Genomic DNA, 25040 nt, shown 5'->3' on the forward strand with positions numbered 1-25040 from the left:
TTTTTGGTCTCCTTACCACGTAGCCCAGGTTGGGCATTCCATTAGTTTCTGTTCAAGTGTCTTCTCCGGCTCGCGACTTGGCGGCTTCGGAATGTCGCTAACAACATGAATGCTATCGTTGGTTAGAACGCCTGCAGCAATATCTGCATCAATCATGCTCTGGCCGATGAAATGCCGCATGATGTCGATCAGATGGCGTGCAGCCGTTTCATTCGCGCTGAATACATGGGGGAGAAGAACTTCAATAACCGCTACTTCACATCCCTCCTCGTAAAAGCAGAGTTTCGCACGCTTTGAAATTGGCGCGTGTCGGTCATAGTCAACAGAGAAGCTGGCGAAAGCAGCACCCGGCATTGCAACGTGATCCGCGCGTGCGTTAGCGTGTCGAATCAGATTAGTGAATGCGGTGCTGATGTGCGTCTCCATCGCATTGAAGAGCGCATTTTCTTGGATGTTCAGCGTTCCGGTTTCAGGAATCACAACGAACCCCGGCCCAGAATGTGGGAGATATCCACCTTCCGTAAATGGATTAATAAGGATCGGCGCAGTGCTTCCTGACGGCAGCATAGACAAACTCGGCATCAACGGAGTCGATGACAACAGACTGGTTAATACCGAGAACTGGTCGTCATTGATGTTTTCGTTTTTCCACAAAAGTGCAGGCGCAGCTGCTTTTGCCGTATGGTGGTTTATCAGCTTTATAGACTGCATCACGGCAAACATCTGCAAAAACTGCGTTCGGCTCAAGTTAAACGACATAGCTGCGACCCTCTTTGACTTCGACTGTGATGGTTTCCCGGAACCACGATTTCATCTCTTTGTGGGAAATGATCATCACTGTGCCGCGTTCACGCGCTTTGGCTTCCAGAATCCCCATGAGACGCTCCAGACCGGCAGTGTCGAGCGCGTCGTCAATTTCATCCCCGATAAACAGCTCGATATTCTTACTGGCGCGACTGGCAACCAGATCCTGCAAAGCAAGAGAGCACGCAATGCGTACCTTACGCTTCTCGCCACCAGACAACGTCTGGAAGGATTTGCTGGAGCCTGTTTTGGTTACGCTGATATTGAATTTGTCGCGATACTCGCCTTTCTTTGTTGTCTCCATTGTCGACCATTCGGCAACGATATTGCCGTCCGACAGCGTGTTGAGATACTCCGCAGTCCTGATGTTCAGGAAAGGCGTAACAGAAGTCAGGATGTGTGAACGCACGCCAGCTGGGGAGTAAACCTGGCGAGCTTTCTCCAGCAACAGAGCCTGTTCCTGAATGCTTTTTAACTCTTTTTTAAGTACTGCATGATTAGATTTATTGGCAGCCAGGTTGTCTTCATGGCGCTTAATGACAGCCAGAAATGGGTTTACCTCTGCCATGATGCGATTCACGTCAGTACGCGCCCGCGCCACCATCGCTTCGACGGCCACAACTTCACGTTCTCGATGACGCAGCGCACTTAGCTCATTGGTCAGGCGTTCGATTCTGGCGATGATTTCTGAGACGTCGGGTGTGGCTGCGACCAGTGCAGACTCGATGCCGAGCGCTTTCTCAAGACGAGCTTTGTGTTGAGCCACTGCCGCTGCTGATGCCTGCGCCTGGCCGATCTCATTACGCGCTTGTTCAATGAAACTCTCCTTCACGGTGGACAAATCTTCTTCGCAGTAGGGCTTTCCGCACGTAACACAAGGTGCTCCGACCTTTGTGTTGACCTCTTCTGCTTTGGTTTTAAACGAGCGAGCACGGTTCATGGACTCGTTCTGTGCCGCTTCTGAAGTGCGGATGCTTGAGCGGATCTCCGTAATCGCACCGCGCACCTTCAGCAGTTTGGCGTCATGCTCTTCTTTGGAGGCCAGCTTGCTGCGTTCGCCAGCAATCGCGTTTTCCGTATCCCGGATCTGTTCCGGCAGCGAGCGAATTTCCATCACGACTTCGGACAGCGTTACCTCCGCGCCAGCCAAATCGACGCGGGCCTTGTCCAGACGTTCGCCGCGATCGCGCTCCCAACTATCAGAGGACGCTTTGGCCGCCTCAATCTCTGACTGCGCGGTCTCGATAAGCGTGAGACAGGCGTCCATTTTGGATTTGGTAACGTCCATTCGTGCGGCTGCTGCATTAGCACGCTCGCGAGCAATGGCATAGGCTCGCGTTAACCGGTCGACGCCAGCGGCTTCTTCAACGATGGTTTTGAGGTTCTTGTCGGACATACCCGGCAGATCTGGCATTGCTTCCTGACTGGCGTAGATGGACGCCATGAACACCTCTTTCGATGCACCAATCAGGCGTTCAACGAACTCCTGCGTCAGTGTGTCTTTGCCTTTGGTCATATCACCGTCTTCGCCACGGACGATCAGCCGGTTCTTGAACTCTTTGTGTTTGCGGTGGCGAATGATGGCGTAACGCTTTCCTTCATCTTCAACAGTCACCATCACACGACAGTTTTTCTCGTGGCCTGTAGAGAGCACGTCGTCACCTTTGACGCCATGCGCAGTTTCGCCATACAGACACCACATCAGGCTGTTCATCAAAGTCGATTTGCCCGCGCCATTGCTGGCAGCAGAAGAGTCGCCACTGTTAACACCCTGAATGAGCACCAGACCGCGTTGGTCTAACTCAACTTCGGCGCTGGCTAACGCCATGAAGTTCTCAACCTGGAGCTTTAGAAATTTCATACAATGCCTCTAACTTTTTGATTCAAATGCTGGCCTTTTCGCAGTTGAAACTCCGTGTGGGCTGGGAAAGATCTGCGTTTCAGTACGCCTTGTTTGCTCAGTCTTCCCAGATAAAACGCCACAGGGTTTCCGTTGGGTGGGTAGGGCTTGTGGAACATCACCGTCTGGCCTCGTTCAAGTCTTTTCATCGTGGAGATGAAGTCCCGAAAGCTCCCAGAATGGCTCGTACTCACATTGCCTCCGCACTCTCCGCTTCGGTCAGGATCTCCTGACACAGCATGTCCAGCTTGCTCAGGTCGAAGCCGCCGTCAGTGTCGTGAACGATCTTGCAGTACGCCGCGACGGACTCGCCCAGGCTGTCTATTTTGCTGGTCTCCGCAGTACTGGCAGTGCCTTCCATCATCGATGCCTTGCGGATGAAGTTGCAGACGACACCCTTCGCGCCCATTGTTTTCAGGACGTTCTGGAGTTTGATGCCTTCTTCATCGCTCTCAACAACGGCACGGAAACGCACGTAGTTACCGCGAATTTGGTCGTCTTCCACATCGTCCTCAAGGTTGACGAACTTGGGTGCGGAGGTTTCGTGGTGGGTGAATGTGCCGTCAGGGTTGACGATCATGAAGCCAGCCAGCGAGCCAACATCGCCCCAATTCTGGTGCGTCAGCGCCCCGATGCTAACCACTCCAGGCAGCACTTCTTTGTGGTTGTGGTAGTGTCCGGACAGCAACAAACGGAAGCCGATATTTTTCAGTTCCTGTGCGTCGATGCCGACATCAGGCATGGTTGGGATCGCTTTGTTGATCGAGGTATGCACAACGACATCGTGGTTGTCGCCATCCAGCCCGGAACGCAGTGTTTTGAGGTCGCTGATAAGCTCTGCGTGGTTATTGCGCCAGCTAATCAGGTGGACGGTAACGTCGCCCATTTTGATGGAGTGAGGGCGTTTGCCGCAGACGATTTCCACACCGATTGAGCGCAGAGAGGCCGCTGCATTGGCGCTGTATACGGAATCGTTGGTTTCGAGGTCGTGGTTGCCGGCCAGCATGACCACTTCGAGGCCCAACTCTTTGATGATCCACTCGTAAGTTTCGGTCACGAAATGCAGGACGGAAGGCGATATAGCACCACGAACATGGAAAGTATCACCAGCCACCAGCATGTGCTTGCAGCCCGCAGCTTTCATGGCTTTGGCAGCTTCTTTCGTGGCGTCCAGTTGGATCTCCAGTCGAGAGTTCAGCCCGTCAGCGTTTGTTGTCGCAAAAGCATCCCAACGATGATAATGGGGATCTGATATCACCCCGTATGGCAATGTCATGTGTCTTTTCCTTTGTGGTTATTTTGATACAGATGTTAAGCGTGCTTGAGAGGCGAACAACCCAGACAACACGGAACAGAAGAAAATCTACAGGCACATGATTATGACAAAATATATAAGTAAATACCTACTTATTTTTATGGTGGTGACAATATCTAAACCGTATGGGGTGTTTATTACTTCGGATCGCGAAACAGCATCTGCGTGCCTTTGGGGGACGTGTCGAAAAGGTGAAAACCTCTGCGTTTTAGCATGTCGGCCATTTGCGAGGATTTGACGTAGCACTTCGCCATCATCGGCTGGCTCGGGTTTGAATCGATCATGTCGGACACCAGCATTGACCCATAGCCTTTCCCGCGCAGCTCTTTGACGATACTGACGGCACGGAGTTCAAGTCGTGGTGCACCGGTTGGATCGAGTGCGGCACAGAACCAGATTAGCCCGGCTTTTTTGTCATCAGAACGGCGCAGCAGGATGTAGATAAAATGCCCCGAGTATTGACCCTGCTCGTTCGTCTTGATTGCCAGCCTGGTCTGCTTCTCAAAGGTTTTACAGCCCTTAGACGTGAGGATTTCTTCGTAGAAGTGACCTTTACGCGCGCCGTCTTCAAACTCACCCATGATAAATGGCATGTCTGCCACAGTTGCTGCCCTTGAATAAAATTCACTCATGTATTAATCCCTAAAGCTCTCAGTGTCTTTCTAAGACACCATATTTTATGCCCCGGTAAAACCATGAGTTTACGTTTAAAACGTCTCATGGGGCTTCTGACGCGCTACGCTGATGTCGATTACCCCAGCTTTTGGGCGAGGGTCGACAAGATTCAACTCTTCAGCGCTGTGATACTCCGTATCGAACTCCCGATCGACATGGCGAATGTAGATGGCCGTGAGAAGGCTGTCGTCGTTCAGGAAGTGTCCGTAGGATTTGCGGATCACTTCGCCAACCTTCTCGATCTTCTCTCCACCCATGCAGAGATGGTTAAACCGGCTGTGTTTCCGCAGCATCTCGTCCACCGGGCCGGAGTAGACCTTATCGACTCTCCCGAACCGGATGATATTTCCAGTATCAGCCTCAACCAGACAAACGAGCTTGCCAGGTTCGACACGGTCTCGCCATGTTACACCAGAGCGGAGTGTGTTGAAGTAGGGAGCGTCTAATCCGATGATCGGTTTACGAAATGCCAGCAGTGGCACGTAACGTATGCAGCTGTTCAGGTGGAAGTGCGCACCGGCGTCGTGGAGTTTGAGCCGGGTTTCGTTAATCGGGCACTTCGACGCAATGCCACACAGGTCGCAGAGCAACTTCTGTTTGTTCAGGCTAGTGTTCGATTCAATGGTGTAGGAGCCATCTTCAAGACGGCGAACCCAGCGCGTGCGTTTGAGATCCATAATTCTTATTCAAATAGTTTTGTCCGGGGCAAAGATAACTGACAAGGCGCACCGATGTTTGCAAATGCCTGTTTTACTTATACCCATTATTCACAGGACCGATCCAATAATTAGATCCCCAGAGAGATCCTACAGAAGATCAAAAGAGATCCCCGATCGTCTCCAGCCGTTGCGGTTACTGGCCTGAGAGGGGGTTACTATCCACTATGGGGAGGAAAGTAACCTCTGTAGAGAGCATAATAACCGCTATGAAGAGCAAAACAACCTCTCTGGAGAGTGGTCGGTATCCACTGTAGTGAGTAGGAGACATTGTCTTAACTGGCTAACTCAGTGCCTGTTTTTCTACGTCAGGTGGCTGATATTCATAGAGATGTTGGAAGTTTTGCGTTCAGGCGTGTTTGTTTCGACCACACATTATCCCCAGAAGGGGAGTGATGGCTGGTTTTGCAATTACCTGATTTTTATACACAGGCCCGATCCAGTAATTCAGATCCCAAAGAGAACCAAAGAGACCCACAAAGACCCAAAAAGATCCCCGCACCCCGCAAACCGTTGTGCCACATGGTCTTAGAGGTGATCGATATCCACTATAGAGAGAAGATCAGCCACTATGAAGAGTAAACCAACCACTGTAGAGAGTAGAAAAACCACTATAGGCGGTAGGATAACCGCTGCGATGAGTGCTACTATCCACTGTAATCAGTAAAGGCCACCAAAGCGGTCGAATAAAAAGAGACACTTGGAATGAGCGAAAACGGCAATAAAAACATAGCGATCGTTGAAGCATTCTCAGAAACAGACAAAAAGACCGGTGAAGTTGTTACGTTAGTTCCTAACACCAACAACACAGTTCAGCCTGTTGCTCTGATGCGTCTTGGTCTCTTCGTTCCGACGCTGAAATCGACCGCCAGGGGCAGAAAGGGGCAAATGGTCTCTATGGACGCCTCTGCTGAACTCAAACAGCTGTCTCTGGCCAAAGCCGAAGGGTACGAGGACATAAGGATCTCCGGCGTTCGTCTGGATATGGATAACGACTTCAAAACGTGGGTAGGCATCATCCACGCGTTCGCCAAGCACAAGGTTGTTGGCGACACCGTCACGTTACCGTTCGTCGAGTTCGTCAGGCTCTGTGGCATACCAACGGCCAGATCGTCCGCGAAGTTACGCAAGCGCCTGGACAGTTCTCTAACTCGTATTGCCACAAACACTATCTCATTCCGCAGTAAAGGCTCTGATGAGTATTACGTGACGCACCTTGTGCAGACAGCAAAGTACAGCACAAAGAACGACACGGTCTCGCTGCAGGCTGATCCTAAGATTTTCGAACTCTACCAGTTCGACAAAAAGGTTCTTCTGCAACTCCGGGCAATTAACGAACTCTCCAGAAAAGAATCCGCGCAGGCGCTCTACACCTTCATCGAAAGTTTGCCACCTGACCCGGCACCAATCTCGTTGGCTCGCTTACGCGCCAGACTTAACTTAACCAGCCGCACCATTACCCAGAACGCGACAGTCAGGAAGGCGATGGAGCAACTTCGGGAGATCGGCTATCTCGATTACACCGAAGTGAAGCGCGGCAGCTCGGTCTACTTCATCATCCACTATAGGCGGCCGAAGTTACGCCCGGCATTGCCACCAGTTAAAGCTGCGCCGGAAGAACCAGAAGAGCAGGAAGATAGCTTGCTTGGTGATGATCAGGAGGACATCATCGATGTTGTTCCTGAAGAAAAAGACGGTGAGATGGTCATGTTGAGCAAGGAAGAACTGGCGATTCTCGAAGAGCTACGCAAGGCAAAAGCTCGCAAATAGCCCAACCACTGTAGAGAGTAGAAAGGCTCACTATCCACTGTAGTGAGCCTTTTGATTATCTGAAATCCGCTATCCACTGTAGTGAGTAACAACAACCGAAGAGTAACCACTGTAGGCAGTAGCGCTCAAATAACGAAATAAATGTTAGTGGTTACAAACCTAGATGAAACAAGGGCTGCGAGGTTAGTGGTCACTGGGTATCTTGTTAAATCCACTCTCTATAGTGGTTATCGTTGTTCCCGTCGTTATTGGCTATCCACTGTGGAGAGCAGAATCGGTTGGCCGTATTTACTAACCACTGTAGTGAGTAGATATCCGCTGAAAACAGTGAAGGTTTACTCTCCATAGTGGATACCCGCTGGAGAACGCATTCCATCACTCTCTATAGTGGTTGTTTGCTGCGGATGAACGCCTGTTTACTCCCTAAAGTGGATAGCGACGTCGATAATCGCCACTTTACTCACTACAGTGGATACCGGATGTCACGGCAGGCGTTTTACTCACTACAGTGGTTATGGGCCGGATACGCACGCGGTGAGCTGGCTACTCACCGCAGTGGTTAGGGTTATCAGTGGATTTTCTTCAGCAGACCCCAGAGTGTCCCGGCCTTCGTCGTGAGCTTACCTGTTTCCGGATCGTACATGCGCCATTCGCGACGCTGGTGGACAATGACACCGTCCTCACGTTCCAGTCGCTCCAGCACGCCGGGTTGCTTAAACCCTTTGGCACGCCAGTAGCCGCTTGTTTTTTCGATTTCCAGACCTGCCAGTGTAACCGCCATCAACCAACCTCCTTGCAGTCATCGAAAAGGTAGCTGGCGTTCTTCGCGTGAACGCCGTAGACATCACCTGATTTGTTGTAAACGAACTTGTCTTCACCCACGCCAGACAGTTTGCCGTTACGTTTGGTGAGATAGGGGGAAGACAGGACGCGATCATCGCGCACAACATAAAACTGTTCGCCGCTGTCCACAACCATCGCGCCGTAGCTGGCTTTGATGACATTGCGGATCACGTCGTTCTTCACTTCGGCCACTGACATCTCACACTCATAGACGTGCGTGTCCGCGTAGACAGGGAGGGAGAGCAGCGCCAGAGCCAGGGCTATTTTCTTCATGCCACGACTCCTTTGATAACGCCGAATGCTGAGTCGAATACCAGCACTACGGCCAGCGCATTTACCATCGCACCATTAACAGGCGCCAGCGCTTTACGGATTGCTCCGGTGAAGATGCAATCGAGCACAAAAGCTATCGAGACAATAAGTAATAAAGTGTCTAATACAGTTTTCATGATAGGTAGATACTAACTTATATATTTTTTGCTGTAAATATCACTCAAAAGTGCTGATGCCTAAGATACGCTCAAGATGAGCCGCGTCTTCATCGCTTACCGGCATCGTGTCGTCGACGTACCAGCAACTACCGTTGTGCCAACAAACACCGTCATCATCGACATACACAGAATCCGCATCCATGCCTGTGTACTCAACGAGATTGCGCTCAATTGCCGCTTGAATTTCTTCATCGTTCAGCCCATCACACTTGACCATGAACAACGGGTAAACGTCATAGTCGGTGCTGGCTGAAATGCGAACCAAAATCTTCATGTGTTTTCTCCTTGTTGGTAAGTACTTATTTATATTAATGTGCGCCATGCGGCGCACAATCATTGTGTTCAGGCTGGTGGAAAGAACTTCTCCAGCGTGCGGTCGACAGCCTTATCAATGTGCATCAGATGCCAGACGACCATATCTTTGCTTCCCAGACCGCGGGTGTAGATCACGTCGAACTTACGCCAGGCGGCGTGAAACCAGTGCGGTGTATCATCAACCGGCAGATTCTCTCCAGCCTCCTTGAAGTACTTGAGCAGCATGGCCTGTTCAGCGGTGGGCGTCGGGCCAATCTCTTCCGCGTACATTCTGATGAAACGCTGCCAGTCGGCTTCATCTTCTGAAGGTTCCGGTGCGTTCATCTCTGCAATCGCCTCACGCAGCTGCGTCGCCCATTCTGGCTCCGGGAAGCCCTGGGCAATTTCGGTATCCACTACATCCAGCGCAGCGTTGGCCGCGTCATACAGTTTCTTCACGCTTTTTCTCCTGCATTAAAAGGAACACGGTCATTGCCGCTCTGAAAGGGTTAGGGTTCTGGATCAGATGTTGTGGCGTTGAGCTATCCACCGTTCTGTGGGCCGCTCTCCACTCGCCAGGCTGTCTGGCAGGGATTACGCCGATTCTGTGTCGGTAAATAATGTCCCACGCATCTTCCGGATCGTTACACCAGTCGAAGGTTCCGGCTCCGTTCGGGCCGATGGCGACCACTGCTGTGTAATCGCCTTCCTGTGAGCCTTTCCAGCCATATTGTGAGATGAGCGGTCGATGGCCGGTGGCTTCCGCGACCAGGCAGTTAATCTCAAAGTCCGTCATCTCGCTGTAATTTTTCATTCCCGATCTCCTTCTCATCCGTTGCCGAACAACTATGTGGCGTTGTCACTTTGTACTTCTACGGATGGTAATTCCGTATTAGTAACCAATTTGTTTTCTTGTTGGTGATAATACGGAAATAAAAAAGGCGTCCAAGTGGACGCCGTATCTTTGAAAAGGCTGTTACTTCAACGCGATAAACGGAGTATTGGCCCCTTCAGTCATGTACTGAGGCAACTGGCCATTCCATTTGTTGATGGCTTCCAGCTCCATGACGTTCGGATTCTGACGTAATGCTTCACCGCGCAACTTGATGGCATCAGCTTCTGCTTGAGCACGCTTGCGGATAGCGTCGGCTTCACCTTCGGCTTGTTCACGCAGCATGTTCGCTTCTGCCTTGCGCTGTTCAACTTCCTGCTGGCGCTGGAGCGTTTTCTGGTTCGCGGTCACTTTGGCATTGATAGATTCGATGACAGTGTCCGGGTAGTCTGGTTTGCCCACCCATGACAGGCTAATAACCTCAATACCTACCGGTGACATTTCTGCCTGAATGTCTTTCAGCGCATTGTCGAGCAGAGACGCCTTGCCACCGTCGATGAACGTGTCGGTAGTCATGCGGCTGGCCAGACGGTTCAGTGAGTCCGCAATCTTCTGGCGCAGATCAGTGTCGGTAATGTCATCAACACCTTTGCGATAGGTCTGGAATACGGTAGTTACTTTGTCGCGATTAACCAGATATGCCACACCAATTTTGTGGCCGATGGCTGTACCGTCGCTCATCTGGAATGTGAACGGCTCATCGTAGGTTTTCATCTGTTTGAAAGTGGGGAAGGTGTACAGCTCGGTATTCAGACCAGTCCACTGACGGCCAACGCCGACAACTTCACCGATACCTTTGTCTTCACCCAATTTGTTTACCTTAATGCCAACGTATCCCGGTTCCACGCGATCGCAGCCGGTCAGACCCATTGTGCAAATAGCAGCCAAAGCCACCGCCAGTAAACCTTTCTTCATTACTTACTTCTCCTTAGTTTTATTGAGTGAGTTGATATACCTGCGGCCAGCTTTTAACAAGGCAACCGGGAAGACTACAGCGATGGCAAGTCCGATAAATAAGGCCAGATCGCTTTTAGCTGAGATAAGCGATGGAACCAGTAAACCGTAGATAAAGCAGACTGATATCACCGCTGAAACAGCCATGAGATAACCCTTGATCATGTGTTTCCTTTTGTCGTTTTGGTGCAGAAATGATAAGTAAGTACTTATATATTTTCAAGTATAAAAAGGGCGTCCAACGGACGCCTTGTGATTACGCTTCTTCTGTCTCTGCTGGGGACGACTCTTTCGCTCGCCGTTCGTCTATCGCCTGGAGTGCTGCGATGATTTCCGGGAGTGGCTTCTCGCGGTACATCTCGACGATCTGCGATTTGGTGTATCTCTTATCGCCAATTTCCACACGCCCGCTGGTGTTCTTTGGCAGGTATCCTTCCTCCAGCATGTACTCAACCAGCGATTCGATGACGTCCAGCCCGCGAGTCGGGTCGAAGTAGAATTTCCATGAGCATTTGCCAAACGGAGGCGCGACTTTGTTTTTAATGCACTCGGCGCCAACGTCCTGTCCGATCTTCTCTTTGCCATCCTTCATAACGGATGCGCCAAGACGGATGCGCACCGACGCGTAGAACTTCGGAGAGTCGCCACCCGGAGACGTAGTCGGATCGCCAAACATCACGCCAATTTTGGTACGCACCTGGTTCAAGAAGATGATGCACGCGTTGTACTTACGCGCCCAAAGCGCCAGAGTAGGGAAGTTCGCGCTCGTCGCGCGCGCCAGCGCTGTGTTGTCGTTCATGTTCAGCTGATCTTTGTCCTTCGCAGTGCCTTCTGCCATCTTGTCGAACTTCTCAGCTTTCGAGTTCGGAACCATCGACGCCAGAGAGTCGGCAACGATGCAGATAGGGGCTGTTTCCGGGATAAGCTCTTCGTCGCGCACCAGCTTGAGGATTGTGCCGATCAGCTCGACGGAGTCTTCGAAGGTATCCGGTTGTTTGTAGACCCACTGACCGTCGTCTTCGTCTGCGTTCAGTCCGTTCGCCACCGCCAGACCAACGTCGAAACTGTTTTCGTGGTCAAGGAACACGGCCAGACCATCCTGTTTCTGTGCTGATACCATCGCAGCCGTCGCCAAAAAGGTTTTACCAGCGCTTGGTGGCCCGAAGACTTCAACGATACGCCCACACGGAAAACCACCGTCGTAACGTCCGGAAATGGCTTTGTTCAGTGGAGGGAAACCGGAGTCAATCCAGTGGGAGACCTTCTGGATCTCGTCATTGCTGCCGATTTTCTTTTTCAGCGCCAGTGCCAGTGCGGATTTGCCTTTTGCCATGATTAGGCTCCTTTTGTTTCGTTGATTCGCTTCGAAGCAGCGGCTTCGTCAAACTTGATTGCGTCGTGGTTCAGGTGTTTGGCGACGCGAGCGATGATCTTCACAACCTGCTCGCTGACCAGCGCGAACTCACGCTCAGTTGCAGAAATGCCAGCGGCGCCCAGAATGTTCGGCAGCGCCACTACAGCGTGCTCGCCGTGGCAGAAGACAATCTCTTTAGCCAGCATGGTTGGCGTAGTTGCCCCGCCATTAATGATGGATTTCAGCATCAGCAGTACCTCTCAAATGGCAGAACAAACACTTCCAGATCTTCCAGAAACGACCGGAAATTCAGCTCGTAACACATCTGTTCGAAGGCATTCATGTCGCGTGCGCCTTTAATCGACTCGATATCGCTGGGTGGGAATTTTGTGTCGATAAGGTTCATCAGCATCATGTTGCGCTTAAAGGCTTCGAGCATCCGGCAGCCCGTCTTCTCGTTGAAGGCGTTCTTTGCCAGCTTGTTGAATGCCGTCTTATAGCGACCCTTATTGATGACAATGGAGCCGTCGTTAATGCCGCGTACCATTGCGGCCACGCTTCCCCATTCATGAAGCAGCTCTTTCGCGCCACCATCACCAATGCCACCGACGCCTTTGATGTTGTCCGAGTTATCGCCCTGCAACGCTTTCGCTTCCAGAAACGCGCGTGGTGTTGGCAGACCTGTCAGCTCTGCGAACTGTTCGAAGTTCACCTGCTTGTGCTTGGCATCTTCACGCAGGCTTACCCAGCTCACATTCTCGCGAACCAGCTGGAGCCAGTCGCCATCGCCAGTCAGCAGGTAGATGTGATCGACGGTCGGCTGTGGAGCCAGGCGAGAGACCAGCATTCCAGCCAGGTCGTCCGCTTCTGCGTCCTTTGCAATGAGTTGGTTAACGCCCAGCGCGGTCATCATTTTCAAGATGTACGGCTTCTGGATGGCAAAGCCTTCTTTCATCTTCTTCATATCCGGGTCGTCATCGCGATTCGCTTTGTACTCCGGGTAGAAGTCGCGACGTTTGTCGCTGAATCCATCCCACAAGATCATTGGGCGGGCATGGAGAATTGAGGCGTAACGACGAACGTTCTTCACGAAGCCAAAAGCAGCCTGAACTTCCATCTCGCCGTTGTGTAATTTGTCGGATTGCTGGTGGTAATAGCCCAGGCTGTTACCGTCCACAAAGAGATAATTCACCGGTACACTCCTTCCAAAAAGTAAGGCGTCCGTAGACGCCTTACTGGTCACGTTATGGGATTACAGAGCGTCCAGTTCAGCCAGCAGGTCGTCGAGACCTTCGTCAGCTGGTGCAGATGCAGTGGCAGCAGATGCTGAAGCACTTGCAGCTGCGGCGGCTTCCGGAGCTTTAACTTCTTCCGGTTTAGTTTCCGGCTTGAACTCAGCTTCAGCGGCACGCAGGATCTCTTCATCAACCAGGCTGGTGGACTCTGGAGCCGGAGTGTGTGCTGTAGCGACAGCAGCTGCACCTTCCGTATGACCAGTGATAGAGCCAAAGCCTGGCAGTTCAGCAGCAGCTGATTTTGCAGCGGAAGAAATGGCCGGAGAGGACATTGTTGCTGCCGGAGCCGCGATACCAATCAGACGACCCATAGTGCGAGCCGTAGACAGCAGACGGGTTTCGTCAGCCTGGTTCGCGTATGCGATCAGATCGTGTTGGGTAGTCCAGAGCTTCTCAGGAATGTCGCCTTTGTAGACTTTACGTTTCGGGGATACGTCGTACTTGGTGTCACGACCGGAACCGGTACGCTTAATCAGGAACGCATAGCCTTCTTCTTTGCTCAGTGGGTTGCCGATATCATCCGCAATATCTTCTGACATCACTTTGCAGATATCGTCGAAGACCGTAGACGGCAGCTCAATCAGCTGGCATTTCTCTGCGTCTGCAAAGTCTTCACGCGCAGACAGAACACCGTTGACCAGATAACGCGGTGTAGCACGCATACTGTTAATGCGCTCTTCCATCGCTTTGTTGCCCTTAAAGCGAGCACGACCTTCCATAACCATCTCACACAGCTGGCAAGCGTGGCCGTGGGTGTGCTGTTCGCAGATGTAGGCGGTGGTTACATCTTTGCCTTCCTCATTCTGATGCTTAACGTAGTGCATACCGAAAGTCTGGAAGAACACGCCATTCGGGTCGTCCTTGTTCGGAAAAATGCGCAGATAGTTATTGCCGTCTTTCAGACGGGTTAAATCAACGTTATTGCCACGTTTAGAAGCAATATCGCCACGGGTCTTGTTAAGCAGATCAAGTAATGACTTAGACATGTATTTCTCCTTGTTGTGATTGTGGCCATTGGCGCTATGCGCGTTGGGCGTTCGTTTATTCGTGGCTCTTTCGAACGAGAAGAATGATAGATCAGTGCTTACTTACGATCTAGCATAAATTAACGGGGAGAGTGGAAACGTTCGGCGCCCAAACGTTCAATCTCCACGATAGCCATTTTGGACGCCTGGACAATCATGTCGCGGCGGTGAGAGAAGGCGGCTACAGCGTGCTTGTACAGATCCGCAATGTGCCGGGCATCGTCGAGTTTCTGGCGCTTTGCGAGGTATTGCGGGTTGGTTCTTACCTTCGCCTCCAGTACGGATTCATTGAACTTAATGCCGTTCATACTCAGGTTCTTACGCTCATTGTCGTAGATTTTCGCCTCAATCGCATCGAGGGAGAGTTTTGCATCTGCGACTTCGCGTTCTGCCCGCGCCAGCTTAGAGCCGTACTCCATCAACAGGCGCGGTTGCTGACGCCAGACTTCCTCAAGATTGTCGCGGTCGAACTCCAGATCGGACATGATTTTTTCGTAGATATCGGTGCTCATGGTGTTAATTGCCTGCTTATTTATATATATCAATTTTATCATAGTGGCAGCAGGCGGTGGAGATTATGACACGATGAAATGGAGGTTATGAGATAGGCAAGCCAGTGAAAAATCAGGTGGTTCTGGTACTCTATGCGCCGTTAAAAGCTGGCCGTAGACAGCGTGCGACAACAGGGCGGGGACATGGACGGATGAATTTCATTCGCCGTTGACAGATGTCAACGCTGGTAATAGTATAATATTGTCGGAGGCGAATGAAGAAACATTCGAACAAGCACATTCAAGCGGCCATTGAATATGCTTTAGACCAAGGCTGGGTTTGGGTTGCACCGGGCGATTCTGCTCACTGCTTTTGCAGGTTGCGTTGTGGCAATCCAGAAGGTGAACACCGAGATCACCAAATGAGTGTATGGTCGACGCCGAAAAGTGCTGAAAACCATGCCAAGCGAATCATAAGCACCGTAAAACACTGCAAGTGATTTTGCCCGGTAAGGAGTGGCGACAACCGCTCCTTACCGAATATAAGAGAATACTCTGAATACTAAACGAAGAGGTACTATGGCGCTTTATAACTTCACTCTGACACTCTCAGGCGTAACGTATGAGACCGAAGGACTGGAAGACGCGCTGTACGAAAGCGGCTGTGACGATGCGCTGATTTGCGCATATGGAAACTCCGTCTATGTTGAGTTCGACCGCGAAGCTGAATCGCTGGATGCAGCTATTGCATCAGCGGTCGACAATATCGAATCAGCCGGAATCGGCGCTATTGTTGAATCTGTCGACTCTGCCCTTGTAGGCTTGAGCGACATTGCAGAAATAACAGAAATGTCTCGCCAGGCGATTGCGATGCTGAAAGATGGCACCCGCGGTAGCGGCGACTTCCCTTGCCCAGTCCAACGCATTAAAGGCCAATCTCCACTCTGGGATTGGGCTGATGTAGCCGAATGGCTACTAAAGAACGGTCGATTAAAAGAAGACAGCAACTTGGTAAATAACGCTCGTGTGCTGAGTAAATGGAACCTTGCCTTACGTGCAAGCGCTTCAAAAGATTTTCAAGAAGTTGAGTCGATCGCGGTAGCACTTATCGCACGTCGACGTCATCACGCCGAATGCGCATAAAGCAAAACCCGCCAATCGGCGGGTTTTGCTTTATGCGACTTTCTTACCAAAAATGTTGGATAGCGTGACTCTGGTCTGGCGTTTCAGCCTGTACTGTCTCACATCGCCAATCTTGTTCACTTCCATAAACTCTTTGGCCACCTTCAGTACCAGCCGATTGCGGAACACTTTGAACGCCTCCAGCTGTTCCTCTGGGTTATCCGATTCGTAGATCTCCAGCAGATGCTGGCACGCCTTCGGATCTTGCGTTTTAAGCGCCAGCGCTCTGGCACATTTACGCAGACGACTGATTCTATCGGCGCCATCCAGCCCGGCGAACGCCAGCGCCAAATCTAACGTGACCGGGCAGTCGATGATTTCCCAGAACTGCGACCGCATGGTGGCCGCAACTGCTTTATCCTGAAAATCCGCTGGGATAGCCGCCAGCGCTTGTGCAATCTTCTGTGCCTCGTTCATGGTGTTCTCTTTAATCATTTGCTAATAGTCTCCGCTACCTCTGCCAGAATTGCTTCCAGCTTTTCGCCTTCTTCTGGGCGAAAGTACAAAATGTTCGGGTTAAATCCGTAGAAAACGGTCACATCCAGCTCTGGCAGATACTCTTTGCGTCCAACCAGGTCGGATGGTTTGCTCTTGTTGTTGAAGAGTGACGTCGCCCGGCTGCCACACGTCAGCACATAGGTCGGACGCACCAGATTGATCTCTTCACGCATAAAGTCGGTGAACTGGCCGATCTCGTCTTTGGTGTAGTCCTTCTCTTTGTCCTTCACCTTTTTGCACACGCCGGTGACGTAGAGATCGCCCATGCGCAGATCGCCTGCAGTAAGCAACTTCGCCTTAAAGTCGTCGTAGCCGTTCTCCATGAAGTAACCGGTACGCCCATCATTGCCGTTCGCGTTGTCCAGAATGACCATGATTTTCGGCTTAATGCCAATGCTTGGGCGGATCAGGTCGTCTCCCAGACCCATTTCGGCCGCCATGCGAGTCATCAGTACATTCACTTCGGCAGAGCGCTTAGGGTTCATCTCGAACGGTCGAGAGGCTTTTACAGCGTCGATCACCAGATTGCCCATCAACTCTGCCTGGTCGCGCAGTCGTTCCGGATCTGTCGCTGGCAGACTGCCAGGCTCAATCGATGCGAACGCACCAACTTTTTGCAGTGACTCGCGTACCCGGCTGTTACACGCACGCTTCTCGACCGCTTCCTCAAATTGCTCAAGTGACTCGAATTTGCCGCCAACTTTCTCACGCGCTCTCATGATGGCCTGGCAACCATTCTCAGAGCAGCCTTTCACAGCAGAGAATGGCGCATACAGTACCTGGCTGCCGTCTTCCAGCGTGCGGATCTCAATTCGGTTAGATGACACGTTAACATCTGGTGGCAATACGCGAATGCCATAGGTCAGCGCATCCTTAACCAGCCCCTGGTGCTTATCCTCGCCCAGAATGGTGAGCGCAGCAGCGAAGAACTCAGCAGGGTAATGTGTCTTTAACCACATAGACTGATAGCTGATTAAAGAATAAGCAACACTGTGTGATTTGTTGAAGGCATATCCACCGAACTTCTCAAAGGCGTCCCATATTTCTTGGGCTTTCTCAGGGCTAAGACCTTCCTGCTCGGAAATAACTTTTGCAATTTTCATGTGTTTTTCCCGTCGTTATCTTCAAATGCTTGCTTTTTTTAAGATATTTGCGATTTGAGTGTTAGAGATGCCGAATTTTTCTCGCAACTTTTCATAGGTTGCGCCAGCCTTGCGCAAGGCGACCAGCTCAGCTCTTGCTTCGGCATCCAGCTTTTTGGATGCTCTCGAGACAACGATCGGCCCACCAACACGTGCCCATTTCTTCCCGGTGACGATATGGTGAATATAAAGCTCCGTTAAACCATATTCGGCCGCGAGATCTTTGTTCAGAGCGCCCTCTGACTTTTTAATGCGAATAGCAATGACGACTTCGTTGGTTAGCTTGGCGTTGTAGCGCCTCTCACCAAACTCAACGGTATCGTGTGCAATGGCGTCAGCCATGTTGTCGACTTGAGTACCATACGCGAGATTGAAGGGCGCATTGTTTGATGGTTTTCCGTCAAGATGACGAATAAGTAAGCCTTCTGGTCGTTCTCCGTGGAATGCAGTTGCTACCAGATAATGAACTGTGCGGTCGCATTTGACGCCGTTGACGCTTAGTTTCACACCCAGATGTCCAAAATCATTGATTACGCGAGGTTTGAGGATTTGCCCCTTCTTCACCCATTCGCCCCCTTTGGGGGATGTTTGTATAACATCTAATGAGCGAATGCGCCCTAAACTGGATGCTTCGTAATAACCTTCAAATTCAGGAATAGATTTCCAAACTTCTTCCACCGTCAAACTCCAAAATCAACAATATCAGCGTTGTCACTCATCGCTTCGTCATAGGTTCTGCGTTTGCCGTCAGAGCACATCAGCTTTGCCTTTTTGTGGACTTCTACTGTGCTTCCGTCTTCAAGTGACAGTGTCACCCAGCCTGCTTGCGCTCGTTCTACAAAATCGCTGCCGATCGCTTTCATCTTTTCCATGTTCTTCTTACCGATGGCGGAACGCAGAGCATCAGCCTCCGCCATAGAGAATCCAGCGAGCACACGAGAGCTTTTCATAATTTGCTCTTGATAGAGTAAAACGCCGTTAGTTTCTTTGGTTGTTTCCTCAAGACGAGGATGAATTGAATGTGGAGCCATGAAGCCTTTGGCCACGGAGACATAGTCGTCCAACATGCCGGATTGGATCGGGCCAGGTCGGAAGAGTGCGGTCGTGGCGACAACGGTTTTGAAGCTCATTGGCTCAATGCCACCGCCCAGATCTTTAAGCAGCTTGCGCATGGGGCCGGACTCCAGCTGGAATACGCCCTGCGTGTACCCTGCAGCGAACCCATCCAGAACCTTGCGATCGTCCAGTGGGATAGCATCGAGATTGATGTCTTCCCCGGTACTCTCTTTGATGTAGCGTTTCGCGCTATCCAGCAGATCGAGCGTTGCCAGACCGAGAACGTCCAGCTTAATCAGCCCCATCGCCTCGCAGTAACGTTTATCGAACGCAATACAGCGAGCATTGCCACGCAGCTCGACGGGCGTGCGCTCTACCAATGGAACACCAGCGACGATCATCCCCGCAGCGTGACGACCAAAACCACGCATCAGGCTTTGCAGCTTACACGCCGCTTTGAACGCTTCCGGGTTTTTCGTGGCGTATTTGTCCAGGCTGGCCAGTTGCTCGCGCAGCTCTTCCAGCGACAGGCTATCGTCTTCAAGATTCTTGAACTCTTTGGATACCGCCATATCCGCAGCGTCGACACCGTAAATACGAGCAGTGTCACGCAGCGCCGAAGCAGCGCCCAGATAGGTGAAGTTCGGAATACCGGCAACGTAATCTTCGCCATAGCGTTCATTCAGATACTCGATCACCTCATGACGACGTGCCTGGCTGAAGTCCAAATCCGCATCCGGTAAGTCGAGACGTTCAGGGTTGATGAAACGCTCAAACAGAAGACCGTGACGGATAGGATCGACGTTGGTTATACCTATGCACCACGCCACCAGAGAACCGGCAGAGGAACCACGACCTGGCCCGACAGGAATGCCAGTTTCACGGCTGTGATTCATCAGGTCGCGCACCATCAGGAAGTAGCCGCAGAAGCCCAGACGGGTCAGCGTGTCCATTTCGTACTTCAGGCGATCAACATACACACGGTGGTCAGAAGCCGGTGGTGTGTAGCCAAACTCTTTGGTAGTAAGACGCTTGCGCAGCCCCGCGACAGCCAGCTTCATCAGCGTTGCAGGCTCGTCGTCTGCCATCTTGGGTAGTGCTGGTGGCAATTCATGCCAGCGCCATGTGCAGGCTTCAATAATGGTGTCCTGCGTTGTTGAGGCCATTGCAGCTGTTACCGGCACATCCATTCGAACGGAGAAGGCTTTCAGTGCTTCAAGGAGATGGCGGCGACCATTAACGGCGTTATCTCGCTGGTGGGGAATACGCAGACGATGCGGCTGGTCTATTTTGATGTTGTTCGTAACCATGTGTGCAATGTCTTTAATGTCAGCGTCGTCGACCGCTTCGTAATAAGCGGGATAGAACGCCACTGGCTCTATTTTCAGTGCGCTCGCCACTTTCATCGCCCGGACGTTAATCTGGTCGTAGAATGGGGTAGGGTGCGGATAAACCACGCTGTAGAAGTTATCGCGTCCTCCAGCTGTCACCAGCGTCCCGATAATCTTTGCGAAGTCCCGGCGCTGGAATACACTGCCAATGTCGGACGTCAGCAGGATGATGTTGCCTTTGGCATATGCGGCCGCCAGCTGGTCGAGTGCCAGACGCGGGACAAAATAGAATTGCTCGCGCTTGTTCGCAAAGGTCATCAGTTCGCACACGTCGCGATAACCTTGCTCATTCTTTATCAGTGCCGTGAAGCAGTAGCTGCGATTACGTACCAATGATTCCATACATCCCCCTGACTCTTTCGCAAGGCGGGCGCGGTGCTCGTATGTCGGATCGTCGACAACATTCAGCTTAACGCCACAAATAACCGCCATGTCGTCGCCAGCGGCACGTTGCAGGGGGATCACACTGGCAATGTTCATGCTGTCAGCGGAAATGACAGCGGTGTAGCCAGCGTCTCTCGCGATTTTCACCGCGTTTTCTGCTTTTAGAGCCGACTCTCCCAGGGAGAAGTCAGTTCTGACCATCAGAGCCTTCATGTGTTTTTACCTTTCTGGTTTTCTTGATTTTGTCATTGGGGAAGCCAACGAACTTCCCATACATCGAAATCGCAACCTCTTTGGCTGACTGGTGGCACTCGGGCCTATCCGGACACGCCAGACAAGCCCGGCCAGTTTCAGACGCTGCGATAAGAGAGCCGAAACATCCTTTACGCACGATTAACCGAAGATCTTCTGAACCACTTCACGCGCTGCCTGTGCAGACGTGGATGGAAGTTTATTGATAAACGACTTTTCGATGCCGGCAGAGAAATCACCGCGCATCATTCCGATTTTTGCGGACAGCAGCAGCTCGCGAGGGCCGATTGGCTGGCTGATCAGATGCTGTTCATAACCTTCACGGACAAGGTTCGCGAATTTCACCATCTTCTCGGCGTATTCGCGGATGACGCCAGCCTCAGCCAGCATGTTGACTTCAGCCTTAGTGCTCATGTACTTCACGTTCGAAACAATGCCGAAGCGCGAGAAGTTCGCCGCGTTCTGGATGTTCGTTCCTTGATAGAGACCCGTTTCGTCGCCAGAGCCGTTAGTGTTGCCAGTGCCAATGAAGGCAAAGCGTTTATGCGGAGTGATACGGCGCCAGTCCGGAGTTGCCTCTTTGATGATCAGCGGCTCTCCTTCAAGAACTGGCTGGTACACACCCAGAATCTGCGGGAACGCAAAGTCATATTCATCAGCGAGGTACACCCAGCCATTTTTCATCGCCAGCGCCAGCAAACCCGGCTCGAAGTAGGTGGAGCCATCGCGAGCGAGGATCTGGCCTGTAACGTGTGCTTCTTCCATAGACGCCGTATGCTGGGCGCGGATCAGTGGTCGATTCAGCAGAGCGCATAGCTGCGTAGGAAGAGAAGATTTACCGGTTCCTGCATGACCCCAGAGATAGCCTGGGATTCCGATTTCCAGCATCATGAAGATGTCTTTAATCAGGTCGAAGTCGCCATACACATAGTTCTTCTTCGCTTCCGGTACGAACTCCGGATATGGCGTGTTGACGTTGACTGTCACCTGTAGTGGTTTTCCGCGTGGCGTTCCCAGCTCTTTGATCGTTACGCCAAGCAGCTCGTGCGCGGCCACCAGTTCGGTCTTGTATTCGACCGTTCCTGCGTAGCCCGGATGTGCGCTAATGTCCGCCACTTTTCCTTCACCTGAATGCTTTTCGGCACGCTTCTCATTGAGTTTGGCCAGTGCCGTGCGAGAGATCGTTGGTTCATCCGGAAACGCAGTGGTGTACATTTTCACCACCTCGTCCACGTCTATACCTTTCGCGGACTCAGGAATGTTCTCGCAGCGGCCCATAGAGATATGGGATTTCAGGTAATGAAAGGATTTGCCACACCACTTGCAGACGATGGCTTCCGGCAAATGTTCTTCTTGCTGTAGTGCAGTAGCGGTCATGTGTTTTTCCTTACTGTTTGTCGTTCGTGGGGTATATCTTATATAAATATATTAGGCTGTATGGTAAGTGATTACTTATTTTTACGGGTAAAACAATTACCCAAGAATGATACGAGATAGCTCAGTGACGACTGACGGCCCTAACTCTTCTACGCTGTTTACCAGTGCGTAATTTTTGTAGTAACGCCGTGGTGCGTCAGTCAGAACGCCGATAGCCATCAAATCGATGTCACTCAACGTCTCAATTTCTTTGGTGACGGTTCGCAAATGCTGATGGAACCCATCGCCTGCAGCACATGGCGCCCCGTCGCTCATAACCAGCATGATCTTCTTGTCCTCCATTCGCCCTGCAAACAGAGTCGCCAGCTGCGCGACGCTCTCACCATCGACGTTATTGAGCAGGGGGAACGTCTCACACACGCAGCCCATGCGGGCGCGGATCTCTGGAGAGTTAGCTTTCTCATTCCAGTTTTTGATAATGGGCAGCATTAGCGCCTCGAAACGAGTAAACCCGCGCTTCGACATGGTTTCATAATCCGGACTACCAAACGTGGTAAAGCCGGTGATGATGTTAGGCACATTGATACGATCCAGAGCATCCGCAATGGTGTAGGCGCTGGCGAGTGCCAGTTGAATCTTCCTGCCGCCCATTGAGCCGGACAAGTCGATCACCTGCTGGACGCACGCGTTCACGGCTCTGTGGTCTTCTTTCTTGCGGAATACGCGGTCGTCGTTCATTGCCAGACGATACAGGTTCGCGCCATGTATCCGCCCACGTCTCTGGCCTGGGATAAACTGAACTCGGTTGCGGCTGGCGATAGCTCGCTCCAGGTCTTTGGCCAGAGTCGAAGAAACGCCTGCTGACAGATGTTTTTCGATTTTCAGTTCAAAGAGCTTTCTGCCTTCCGGAACCATGCGGTAGCGATCGACCGGTGAGTGCATTGGGATTGCGCCGAACGTCTTTCTGGTGCGCTTTACATGCTCTTCAGCCTCATCAATCAACCCGATAAAGTCGTATGAACGATCGTATGGGCGATACTCAGAAAGTGAGGTACTCATAAGCTCTTTGCTGATGGTGGCCGACAGCGCGTCTTCGGTCATTTCGCCTGTTCCGTCTTCCATCTCGTCGAGCGCCTTGAGTGCTTCCTCCAGAGTCATTTCATCCGGAGCGGGAACAAAACCTGACTCACTGTCTTCAGGCGCTTCCGCGGCATCTTCATTTTCTTTGCCTTCGCCGTCTGTGTGATCGGCTGCGTCATCTTCCTCTTCTCCTTCTCCTTCGGACTCCCCGTGACCAGCATCAGAGTCTTCGCCGTCATCACCATCGCCATCGTCGCCAGAGCCATAACCATCGGAGTCATCGGCGTCTTCGCGAATGCCATCACCAAGCGTTGGAGAGCCAGTGTCATCACTACTACCTTCGTCATCAGAATCACCTGATTCCATGCCGGCATCATCGGATTCTGGGGTGTCTCCTGATTCCTCTTCGCCTGCTTCTGTATATTTACTATCACTAATTTCTTTATCTTCTGTAGGTAAGTCCATATCTACTGATTCAGGCAAATCAGAATCCCCAGACTCTTCCTCTTCTGAGGCATCATCTTCTTGTTCTTCCTTGTCGTCGTCTTCGCCTTTGGTACGCTTTGGTGCTGATTCACTATGAGTCGGTTCATCACCGGCTTCTGGGGTTTCCTCTGACTCGTCCTCACTCTTCGACGGCTTCCTAGCAGACGATTTCAGCTCTGGTAATTTGCCCTCTGGCTTGTCTTTCATATCCTGCATGATTTGGGCGATAGCAGCTGCGACCTTCACACAGTCTTCTGTGTTCGACATATTGCGAACGGCCACGTCGATCCCATGCTCTTTGAGCAAGGCTACAGGCTTATCGATGAGGTGCCAGTGTACTTCCATAAAGTCGATGAAAGGGCTTTGGCCATCCCAGGCGCGGACGACCGGGCAAAGGAAGAATTTCAGGAACAATTCACGCTGGTTGCCGTGGCAGATTGAAACCGCCTCAGACACTTTGCCCTTGAAGTATTTGTCGATCACCAGGTTCTGTGTGGCCAGCAAATTGCGACGAGTTCCGTTGAATACCTGTCCCATTCTGCGTTCAATAAAAACGTCTTCCAGCGCGTTCCAAAGCCCGGTAGACTGAGCCTTTCCTTTCTCGCGCATCTTCATTGCGACTTTCGGATCAGTAAAGAGGATATGGGCTACCTCATGGTCGAGAAAACCACGCACTGCGTTCATGAGGGTTGGCGATGCGTCGTCAGGTATAGATGGGATATTTACCAGCACTGGTTCGCCGCGCCGGTTGTAGCGGACATATGCTTCATTGCCTCGCTCTGCAACAGGTATCTGTTTACCTGAAAGCATCGCTACAACTCGTTTTACGCAGTCGCGGAAGTCCTGTACCTCTTTCAGCACAGATCTGGTCATGGCTTTGGGCATGAGATTTTCCTTGTTATTAAAACAATTTGTTTTCTGATGTGCGTAATTTATCACTGTACGAACAGGCGACTAAGCTGTTCGTACAGGCTTCTATCGGCAGGAATGTGTTTTAAATGGTTCTCACGGCAAGAGAGCCGCAACCAGTATTGATGAGAGTGAAATGTTTATTTTTTAGCTCAAAAGTGAAAACCGTCGTATCAACCATCTCCACGGGAAGCTCTTCGGATTCCAATTCCGTCAGGATCGTCGCCACGCCATCCAGTCCAATCGCATACGCGTGTCCAACCTCAAGGGCGGTCAATTTAGAAGTTATATTTTTCATTTCATATCATCCAACTGAACACATTTGAAAGTTTGGCAATACTACTACCTATTGTATCAATATGGAATGCATCTATATCAGATACGTCTTACTTTTGTCTGTAAGCTAATAGTGACAAATTGCCTAAAAAACATAGTATAATAGCGGTGTTCCAGGGACTTAGTAC

Annotated in this window: 28 protein-coding genes and 1 pseudogene; 3 read left to right on the top strand and 26 right to left on the bottom strand. The window is 51.3% G+C overall.

Annotated features, from left to right (window positions below):
• Positions 1-12: 12 nt before the first annotated feature.
• From OGV65_RS04060 to OGV65_RS04080, 6 genes are all read right to left on the bottom strand, one after another.
• The gene (locus tag OGV65_RS04060) at positions 13-759 is read right to left on the bottom strand and encodes a hypothetical protein (RefSeq protein ID WP_060453965.1); all 747 of its coding nucleotides are present in this window, start codon (positions 757-759) and stop codon (positions 13-15) included.
• Complete coding sequence (locus tag OGV65_RS04065) at positions 749-2665, bottom strand: AAA family ATPase (protein ID WP_006812553.1); 1917 nt, start codon at positions 2663-2665, stop codon at positions 749-751. The genes OGV65_RS04060 and OGV65_RS04065 overlap by 11 nt, the downstream gene beginning before the upstream one ends.
• Entirely contained in the window at positions 2662-2898 is a 237-nt protein-coding gene (locus OGV65_RS25405; RefSeq protein ID WP_000107766.1) for a hypothetical protein, read from the bottom strand. The genes OGV65_RS04065 and OGV65_RS25405 overlap by 4 nt, the downstream gene beginning before the upstream one ends.
• Positions 2895-3980 (bottom strand): metallophosphoesterase family protein, encoded by a 1086-nt coding sequence (locus OGV65_RS04070; RefSeq protein WP_286454636.1) that lies wholly within the window; start codon positions 3978-3980, stop codon positions 2895-2897. The genes OGV65_RS25405 and OGV65_RS04070 overlap by 4 nt, the downstream gene beginning before the upstream one ends.
• Positions 3981-4156: 176 nt before the next feature.
• The gene (locus OGV65_RS04075) at positions 4157-4651 is read right to left on the bottom strand and encodes a GNAT family N-acetyltransferase (RefSeq protein ID WP_168979027.1); all 495 of its coding nucleotides are present in this window, start codon (positions 4649-4651) and stop codon (positions 4157-4159) included.
• Positions 4652-4726: 75 nt separating this feature from the next.
• Positions 4727-5371: a hypothetical protein gene (locus OGV65_RS04080; protein ID WP_168979026.1), complete on the bottom strand. Its 645-nt coding sequence runs from the start codon at positions 5369-5371 to the stop codon at positions 4727-4729.
• A 744-nt stretch (positions 5372-6115) separates the two neighbouring features.
• On the opposite strand from OGV65_RS04080, the gene repA reads away from it, so the two are divergent.
• A complete protein-coding gene (gene repA, locus OGV65_RS04085) occupies positions 6116-7180 on the top strand; it encodes a replication protein RepA (protein WP_115387008.1) in 1065 nt (354 codons plus the stop codon).
• Between the two features lie 568 nt (positions 7181-7748).
• Here the strand turns inward: repA and OGV65_RS04090 are convergent.
• The 13 genes from OGV65_RS04090 to OGV65_RS04150 form a co-directional block, all read right to left on the bottom strand.
• Positions 7749-7961, bottom strand: coding sequence for a hypothetical protein (locus OGV65_RS04090; RefSeq protein WP_006812558.1), 213 nt, complete (start codon positions 7959-7961; stop codon positions 7749-7751).
• A complete protein-coding gene (locus OGV65_RS04095; protein WP_023180917.1) occupies positions 7961-8296 on the bottom strand; it encodes a hypothetical protein in 336 nt (111 codons plus the stop codon). The genes OGV65_RS04090 and OGV65_RS04095 overlap by 1 nt, the downstream gene beginning before the upstream one ends.
• The gene (locus OGV65_RS04100) at positions 8293-8472 is read right to left on the bottom strand and encodes a hypothetical protein (RefSeq protein WP_004110036.1); all 180 of its coding nucleotides are present in this window, start codon (positions 8470-8472) and stop codon (positions 8293-8295) included. Before OGV65_RS04100 ends, OGV65_RS04095 begins: the two co-directional genes overlap by 4 nt.
• Before the next feature lie 40 nt (positions 8473-8512).
• Complete coding sequence (locus tag OGV65_RS04105) at positions 8513-8788, bottom strand: hypothetical protein (RefSeq protein ID WP_004110038.1); 276 nt, start codon at positions 8786-8788, stop codon at positions 8513-8515.
• A gap of 68 nt (positions 8789-8856) precedes the next feature.
• Positions 8857-9267 (bottom strand): DUF7238 family protein, encoded by a 411-nt coding sequence (locus OGV65_RS04110; protein WP_032655922.1) that lies wholly within the window; start codon positions 9265-9267, stop codon positions 8857-8859.
• Positions 9251-9622 carry a DUF2591 domain-containing protein gene (locus OGV65_RS04115; protein WP_060453946.1) on the bottom strand — a complete coding sequence of 124 codons (372 nt, stop codon included), beginning with the start codon at positions 9620-9622 and terminating at the stop codon, positions 9251-9253. Before OGV65_RS04115 ends, OGV65_RS04110 begins: the two co-directional genes overlap by 17 nt.
• Positions 9623-9784: 162 nt before the next feature.
• The gene (locus OGV65_RS04120; protein ID WP_004110049.1) at positions 9785-10615 is read right to left on the bottom strand and encodes an SPFH domain-containing protein; all 831 of its coding nucleotides are present in this window, start codon (positions 10613-10615) and stop codon (positions 9785-9787) included.
• A 3-nt stretch (positions 10616-10618) separates the two neighbouring features.
• Positions 10619-10819, bottom strand: a complete 201-nt coding sequence (locus OGV65_RS04125) for a hypothetical protein (RefSeq protein WP_000589750.1) — start codon at positions 10817-10819, stop codon at positions 10619-10621.
• A gap of 91 nt (positions 10820-10910) precedes the next feature.
• Positions 10911-11987 (bottom strand): recombinase RecA, encoded by a 1077-nt coding sequence (locus OGV65_RS04130; RefSeq protein WP_286454637.1) that lies wholly within the window; start codon positions 11985-11987, stop codon positions 10911-10913.
• 2 nt (positions 11988-11989) lie between these two features.
• Complete coding sequence (locus OGV65_RS04135; RefSeq protein ID WP_101700969.1) at positions 11990-12256, bottom strand: hypothetical protein; 267 nt, start codon at positions 12254-12256, stop codon at positions 11990-11992.
• Positions 12256-13200 carry a 5'-3' exonuclease family protein gene (locus OGV65_RS04140; protein WP_181562214.1) on the bottom strand — a complete coding sequence of 315 codons (945 nt, stop codon included), beginning with the start codon at positions 13198-13200 and terminating at the stop codon, positions 12256-12258. Before OGV65_RS04140 ends, OGV65_RS04135 begins: the two co-directional genes overlap by 1 nt.
• Before the next feature lie 60 nt (positions 13201-13260).
• Positions 13261-14289, bottom strand: a complete 1029-nt coding sequence (locus OGV65_RS04145; protein WP_071684166.1) for a T4-gp32 family ssDNA-binding protein — start codon at positions 14287-14289, stop codon at positions 13261-13263.
• Between the two features lie 119 nt (positions 14290-14408).
• Positions 14409-14840 carry a hypothetical protein gene (locus OGV65_RS04150; protein WP_000102109.1) on the bottom strand — a complete coding sequence of 144 codons (432 nt, stop codon included), beginning with the start codon at positions 14838-14840 and terminating at the stop codon, positions 14409-14411.
• 254 nt (positions 14841-15094) lie between these two features.
• Between OGV65_RS04150 and OGV65_RS04155 the strand changes: the two genes are divergently transcribed.
• Complete coding sequence (locus OGV65_RS04155; protein WP_006812563.1) at positions 15095-15319, top strand: hypothetical protein; 225 nt, start codon at positions 15095-15097, stop codon at positions 15317-15319.
• A 79-nt stretch (positions 15320-15398) separates the two neighbouring features.
• Positions 15399-15962 carry a helix-turn-helix transcriptional regulator gene (locus OGV65_RS04160; protein WP_071684167.1) on the top strand — a complete coding sequence of 188 codons (564 nt, stop codon included), beginning with the start codon at positions 15399-15401 and terminating at the stop codon, positions 15960-15962.
• 30 nt (positions 15963-15992) lie between these two features.
• Here OGV65_RS04160 and OGV65_RS04165 read toward each other — a convergent pair whose 3' ends face one another.
• The 7 genes and pseudogenes from OGV65_RS04165 to OGV65_RS04195 all read right to left on the bottom strand — a co-directional run bounded on the left by OGV65_RS04165 (position 15993) and on the right by OGV65_RS04195 (position 24874).
• On the bottom strand, positions 15993-16436 hold the full coding sequence (locus tag OGV65_RS04165; RefSeq protein WP_286454638.1) for a DUF7740 domain-containing protein: 444 nt from the start codon (positions 16434-16436) through the stop codon (positions 15993-15995).
• Positions 16433-17572: pseudogene (locus tag OGV65_RS04170) on the bottom strand (helix-hairpin-helix domain-containing protein); the annotation flags it as partial. The pseudogene OGV65_RS04170 and the gene OGV65_RS04165, both read right to left, overlap by 4 nt.
• 51 nt (positions 17573-17623) lie before the next feature.
• Positions 17624-18319 carry an NUMOD4 motif-containing HNH endonuclease gene (locus OGV65_RS04175; RefSeq protein ID WP_168188460.1) on the bottom strand — a complete coding sequence of 232 codons (696 nt, stop codon included), beginning with the start codon at positions 18317-18319 and terminating at the stop codon, positions 17624-17626.
• Positions 18320-18321: 2 nt separating this feature from the next.
• The gene (dnaE, locus tag OGV65_RS04180) at positions 18322-20685 is read right to left on the bottom strand and encodes a DNA polymerase III subunit alpha (RefSeq protein ID WP_353655064.1); all 2364 of its coding nucleotides are present in this window, start codon (positions 20683-20685) and stop codon (positions 18322-18324) included.
• 180 nt (positions 20686-20865) lie between these two features.
• Positions 20866-22101, bottom strand: coding sequence for an AAA family ATPase (locus OGV65_RS04185; protein WP_181562218.1), 1236 nt, complete (start codon positions 22099-22101; stop codon positions 20866-20868).
• A gap of 96 nt (positions 22102-22197) precedes the next feature.
• A complete protein-coding gene (locus tag OGV65_RS04190; protein WP_286454639.1) occupies positions 22198-24552 on the bottom strand; it encodes a cobaltochelatase CobT-related protein in 2355 nt (784 codons plus the stop codon).
• Positions 24553-24661: 109 nt separating this feature from the next.
• Entirely contained in the window at positions 24662-24874 is a 213-nt protein-coding gene (locus OGV65_RS04195; RefSeq protein WP_004110118.1) for a hypothetical protein, read from the bottom strand.
• Positions 24875-25040 lie beyond the last annotated feature (166 nt).

This window comes from Citrobacter sp. Cb004, from assembly GCF_030337065.1.
Lineage (GTDB): Bacteria > Pseudomonadota > Gammaproteobacteria > Enterobacterales > Enterobacteriaceae > Citrobacter > Citrobacter braakii.